The 6,210-nt window shown below is 63.5% G+C and carries 3 protein-coding genes and 1 pseudogene; 3 read left to right on the forward strand and 1 reads right to left on the reverse strand.

Annotation, left to right across the window (positions count from 1 at the left end; genetic code table 11):
- Positions 1-952: integron integrase (locus ACE1EY_RS07525; RefSeq protein ID WP_370299849.1), on the forward strand; the 952-nt coding region annotated here is incomplete at its 5' end.
- Here ACE1EY_RS07525 and metH read toward each other — a convergent pair.
- Positions 934-4,630 (reverse strand): annotated as a pseudogene (gene metH / locus ACE1EY_RS07530) (methionine synthase). The gene ACE1EY_RS07525 and the pseudogene metH overlap by 19 nt on opposite strands.
- Before the next feature lie 114 nt (positions 4,631-4,744).
- On the opposite strand from metH, the gene ACE1EY_RS07535 reads away from it, so the two are divergent.
- Complete coding sequence (locus tag ACE1EY_RS07535; protein WP_291513956.1) at positions 4,745-5,161, forward strand: DUF4282 domain-containing protein; 417 nt, start codon at positions 4,745-4,747, stop codon at positions 5,159-5,161.
- Positions 5,145-6,210, forward strand: a 1,066-nt coding sequence (locus ACE1EY_RS07540) for an OmpP1/FadL family transporter (protein WP_370299850.1), incomplete at its 3' end; no start/stop codon positions are given. The genes ACE1EY_RS07535 and ACE1EY_RS07540, both read left to right, overlap by 17 nt.

The raw sequence follows: 6,210 nt of genomic DNA on the forward strand, positions 1-6,210 counted from the left end.
ACGTGTCAAACATTACAGTATCCGTACGGAGCAGTCGTATCTGAGCTGGATACGGCGCTTCATTCGATTTCATGGGCGGCGGCATCCAAGGGAGATGGGCCGCCCGGAGGTCGAGGCGTTTCTCACTTATCTGGCGGTAGAACGGGGTGTTTCCGCAAGCACGCAGAATCAGGCGTTGCCAGCCGTGTTGTTTCTGTATTCGGTCGTGCTGGAGCAGGATTTGCCGTGGCTGGAAGATGTGGTGAGGGCTCGGCCTAGCCGCAATGTACCTGTGGTGATGACACCGGATGAGGTTTCGGCGGTACTCAACGAGTTAAGCGGCACCCATCACCTGGTGGTTTCGTTGTTGTATGGCGCGGGTCTGCGCATTCTCGAGTCCTTGCGATTGCGCATCCAGGATGTGGACTTCGGTAACGGTTACATCGTTGTGCGAAACGGTAAGGGGCGTAAAGACCGTCGTGTTCCGTTGCCGGCGCGTTCCAGAATCGCGCTGACGGAGCAGATTGATGCTGCGACGAAGCAGCATCATGCGGATCTGAACCAAGGTGCGGGTTCAGTGTGGTTGCCGAATGCCCTGGCCGTGAAGTACCCGGCAGCGGATCGCGAAACCGGTTGGCAGTACGTTTTTTTCGCGGACCGGCTGTCAGCCGACCCGCGCAGCGGCGTGATTCGTCGCCATCATCTGAACGAGCAGTCGGTGCAGCGTGCAGTGAAGCGGGCGTCGCGGTTAGCGGGTCTCACGAAACGTGTGACGTGCCATACATTTCGTCATTCCTTCGCCACTCATCTGCTCGAAGCTGGCGCGGATATTCGAACGGTGCAGGAATTGCTGGGCCACAAGGACGTTCGCACCACTCAGATTTACACGCACGTGCTTGACCGGCGAGGTGTCGGTGTTGTGAGCCCGATGGACCGACTGCCTGCGCCCGCGGCTCAGTCCTCGGGTTCGTAACCAAGATTCGGGCTCAGCCATTTCTCGGCGGTGGCCAGATCCCAGCCTTTGCGCTTGGCGTAGTCCTCGACCTGGTCTTTGCCGATGCGGCCCACGACGAAGTAGCGCGAGTCCGGATGGGCGTAATACCAGCCCGACACCGAGGCTCCGGGCCACATGGCGCGGGATTCGGTGAGCTGGATGCCGATGGCCGTTTCCACGTCGAGCAGGTCCCAGAGGGTGTCTTTCTCGGTGTGTTCCGGGCAGGCGGGGTAGCCGGGCGCCGGGCGTATGCCCTGGTATTTCTCGGCGATCAGGTCTTCGTTGCTGAGGCCTTCTTCGGGCTGGTAGCCCCAGTACTCGGTGCGAACGCGTTTATGCAGGTGTTCGGCAAAGGCCTCGGCCAGACGGTCGGCGAGGGCTTCGAGCATGATCGCGGAGTAGTCGTCGTGGGCGTCCTTGAAGCGCTGGACATGTGCCTCGATACCGTCGCCGGTGGTCACGGCGAAGCCGCCCACCCAGTCGGGTAGCCCGCTGTCGACCGGGGCGACGAAATCACCCAGGCAATGGTTGGGTACGCCGGGGCGATGTTCGGATTGCTGTCGCAGGTTCAGCAGGCGGGCGCGTTCGGTCTTGCGCTGGTCGTCGTAGACGATCACGTCGTCGCCGTCGGCATTGGCGGGGAAGAAGCCACAGATTCCATGGGCTTTGATCCAGCCTTCGTCGACGATTTTTTGCAGCATGGCCTGGGCGTCGTCGAACAGCTTGCGCGCCTCGGGGCCCTTGTTCGGGTCATTCAGAATCGCCGGGTACACGCCCTTCATCTCCCAGGAGATGAAAAACGGGGTCCAGTCGATGGTCTCGATGAGTTGGCCGATCGGGTAGTCGCGCAGCACGGTCACGCCGGGCTTGGCGGGTGCCGGTGGCGTGTAGCTCGACCAGTCGAACTCGAAGCGGTTGTCGCGGGCGGCGGCCAATTTCTGCAGCTTTTGCCGTTTTTTGCCGGTGTGCCGTGCACGGATCTTGTCGTACTCGGCGGTGATGTCTGCGGCAAATGCGGCTTTATGTTCCGACAGCAGCTTGCTCGCGACGCCGACGGCGCGCGAGGCGTCCTTCACCCAGACCACCGGCTCGTCGTAGGCCTTGTCGATTTTGACGGAGGTGTGCGCGCGGGAGGTCGTGGCGCCGCCGATGAGCAGCGGCTGTTTCATGCCGCGCCGCTGCATTTCGCTGGCGACGTAGACCATCTCGTCCAGTGAAGGCGTAATCAATCCTGACAACCCGACGATGTCGGCATTCTCTTTCTGGGCGGCGTCGAGGATCTTGTCGGCGGACGCCATGACGCCCAGGTCGATCACATCGAAGTTGTTGCAGCCGAGGACCACACCGACAATGTTCTTGCCGATGTCATGCACGTCGCCCTTGACGGTGGCCAGCACGATCTTGCCGGCTGAGTCGCGGTCGCCGGCCTGTTTCTCGGCCTCGATGTACGGAATCAGGTGGGCCACGGCCTTTTTCATCACGCGGGCAGACTTGACCACCTGCGGCAGGAACATCTTGCCCGCGCCGAACAGGTCACCGACGACATTCATGCCGTCCATCAGCGGGCCTTCGATCACATGCAGTGGCCGTTCGGCCTTTTGCCGGCACTCTTCGGCATCCTCGACGGCGTAGGCGTCGATACCGCGAACCAGCGCATGTTCGAGGCGCTTTTCCACCGGCAGTTCACGCCAGGAGAGGTCTTCCTTCTTCTCCCTGGCCTTGCCGTCGCCGCGGAAGCGCTCGGCGGCATCCAGCAGGCGTTCGGTCGCGTCGTCGTGGCGGTTGAGAATCACGTCTTCGCAGAGCTCGCGTAGCTCGGGGGGCAGGTCGTCGTAGATATCGAGCTGGCCGGCGTTAACGATGCCCATGTCCATGCCGGCGGCGATGGCGTGGTACAGAAACACCGAGTGCATGGCGCGGCGCACGGGCTCGTTGCCCCGGAAGCTGAACGACACGTTCGACAGCCCGCCGGAGACATGCACGCCCGGCAGGGTGTCGCGAATGCGGCGCGTGGCGTTGATGAAGTCCACGGCGTAGTTGTTGTGTTCCTCGATTCCGGTCGCCACCGCGAAGATGTTCGGGTCGAAGATGATGTCCTCGGCGGGGAAGCCGACGGTTTCGGTCAGCAGCTTGTACGCACGGGTGCAGATCTCGACCTTGCGGTCCTCGGTGTCGGCCTGGCCGACTTCGTCGAAGGCCATGACGACCACGGCCGCGCCGTAGTCCATGCACAGCTGGGCCTGTTCGATGAACTTGTCCTCGCCTTCCTTCATCGAGATCGAGTTCACGATGCACTTGCCCTGGGCGCATTGCAGCCCGGCCTCGATCACCTCCCACTTGGAGCTGTCGATCATGATCGGCACGCGGGCGATGTCCGGCTCACCGGCGATCAGGTTCAAAAAGGTGCGCATGGCCTCCTTCGAGTCCAGCATGCCCTCATCCATGTTCACATCGATGATCTGGGCGCCGTTCTCGACCTGATCGCGCGCCACCTCCAATGCGGTGGCGTAGTCCGATTCCTTGATCAGGCGCTTGAAGCGCGCGGAGCCGGTGACATTGGTGCGTTCGCCGACGTTGACGAAAGTTGCGGTAGATTTCATAGCGTTTCGCGGCCGTTCAGGCGGCGACAGTAAACGGTTCAAGGCCCGACAGGCGCATGGCCGGGGCGTGTTCTGCAGGTTTGCGCGGGGCCTTGCCCGCTACGGCACCGGCGATGGCGCCGATGTGGTCCGGGGTGGAGCCGCAGCAGCCGCCAACCAGATTCACCAGACCGGAATCGGCCCATTCGCCGACGTATTCGGCCATGTCTTCGGGGTCGAGGTCGTATTCGCCGAACTCGTTCGGCAGGCCGGCATTGGGATAGGCCAGTGTGTAGCCCTCGGCAATGCGCGACATTTCGGCCACGTACTGGCGCAGGGCGTCGGGGCCCAGGGCGCAGTTCAAGCCAATGGCCAGCGGGCGGGCATGGCGCACCGAGTTGTAGAAGGCCTCGGTGGTCTGGCCGGACAGCGTGCGGCCAGAGGCGTCGGTAATCGTGCCCGAGATCAGCAGCGGCAGGTCGAGGCCGCGCTCCCGGACCACGCGCTTGCAGGCGAAGATCGCGGCCTTGGCGTTGAGCGTGTCGAAGATGGTTTCGATTAGCAGGCCGTGCACCCCGCCGTCGATCAGGCCGCCGGCCGCCTCGCTATAGGCCGTGACCAGTTCGTCGAACGTCACATTGCGCTTGCCGGGGTCGTTGACGTCCGGCGAGATTGACGCCGTGCGGTTGGTCGGGCCGATGGCACCGAGTACGAAGCGGGGCTTGTCGGCGGTGGACCGCGCATCGGCCGCTTCGCGCGCCAGCACCGCCGACACCTTGTTCAGCTCGTAGGCCAGCGATTCCATGGCGTAGTCCGCCTGGGCGATGGTGGTGGCCGAAAAGGTGTTGGTTTCGACGATGTCAGAGCCGGCATCCAGGTACTCGCCGTGGATCTCGCGAATGATGTCGGGCTGGCTCAGTGTCAGCAGGTCGTTGTTGCCCTTGACCTCGCGATCGAAGTCGGCGAATCGCTCGCCACGGTAGGCGGCCTCGTCGAGCTGGTAGCGCTGAATCATCGTGCCCATCGCGCCGTCCAGCACGAGAATGCGGTCTGCAAGGGCTTGTTTGAGGTCTGCCATGGTTTCCTCTACGGTTTGTTGTGCACTGCAACACTTCGCCGCGCGCAGTCAGCATATCTGCCTATCCGGATAGGCAGATGATACGCGCTGCGGCCCCGAATGTCAGGAGGCTCTATGTCCCGGACTGATTGGAACGACGAAGCCCGCACCCACCTCGGCCCGTTATGGGCGGCCATTCACGACATCCGCTTCCGGCAGGGTCTGGCCGCGCGGATGCTCACGCCTGTCTATGTGGTCTTTCTCGGCGGACTGGCGATCTTCTGCATCGCCACGGTGTCCGATGCCTTCACCAAATCGCTGCCATTGGGCCTGTTTTTTTTGCTGGTCGTCGGTCCGGCGTACTTTCTGGTCGGCACGGTGCTCACACGCGTGGTGCTGGAAACGATCCGGGCGATTATCCAGATTGCCGATGACATGCACCGCATCGCCGAGACGCATGACCGCGTTGCCGAGCTGTCACCGTGGAAGTCCCTGATGTCTGCCATCGGCCAGGAAGGGCGTTCACAATCCACGGATGGCAAGCATCGTTAAATCGCGGTGGGCGTTGTCGGCGGGTCTGATCATGGTGGCAGGGTCCGCGATGGCCAACGGGAGCTTCTCCCTGCCCTTTGACAGCGTGGCCGGTAGCGGAATGGCGTTCGCTGGCGTGGACGCCGACCGTGCCGATCCGGGCGCCCCGGCCCGTAACCCGGCGCTTTACGGTGCCACGAGCGCCACAACCCTGACCTTCGGCGGCCATCTGGCGCACTACTCCACCGAGTTCTCCGGTGCAGCCGAGCGCAGCGAAACCGATGGTTCGATGATCGACGGCGGACAGGGCGGCGATCCGGGACGGCTGGATTTGCCGCTGCCAGACATCGTCCTCTCGCATCGGCTCAATGAGCGCTGGGCGGTTGGGGTCAGCCTCAACGCGCCCTTTGGCATCACGCTGCGCTTTGATCCGGATTGGGTCGGGCGCTACCACGCGGTGGACACGGTGATCCGCGGCGTCGAGCTGGTCCCGGCGGTGGCCTGGCAGGCGCGGTCCTGGTTGCGGCTGGGCGCCGGGCTGCGGGCGCAGCTCTTCGATTCCGAGTTTTCCAATGCTGTCGATCTCGGCAGCTATGTCCAGCAGGCCGTCGTCGACGAGGTCGGCTTCGACGCAACCACACCGGCCTGTCTGCTCGCGGGCGAGCAGACACTGCCGGGCAAGTACGACTTCTTCAATCGGCTGGATTCCCGCGAGTTCGCGTTGGGCTGGCAGGCTGGCTGGCGGGCGCAGATCACGCCGGAGCTGGCCTGGGGTTTCAGCTACCGCTCGCCGGTGGAACATCGGCTAAGCGGACAGGCCGCTAGGGCGCGTGACGGCTGGACGCTGGATGAGTTCAACAACGATCCCTGCCTGAGTGCCGTGCGGGTTGGCCTGGCAGCGATGGGGCGGTCCTACGAGGAGGAAGTCGCCGAGCTGGTCGAGGCGGCGACCAGCGAAACCCGGTTTTCGACCGACATCACGCTGCCGGAAACGGTCTCCACCGCGCTGATCTGGCAGCGGAATCGGTGGTCGCTCGCAACCACCTGGCGCTGGACGCGGTGGTCGCGTC

This window comes from Abyssibacter sp. (assembly GCF_964229365.1).
Lineage (GTDB): Bacteria > Pseudomonadota > Gammaproteobacteria > Nevskiales > OUC007 > Abyssibacter.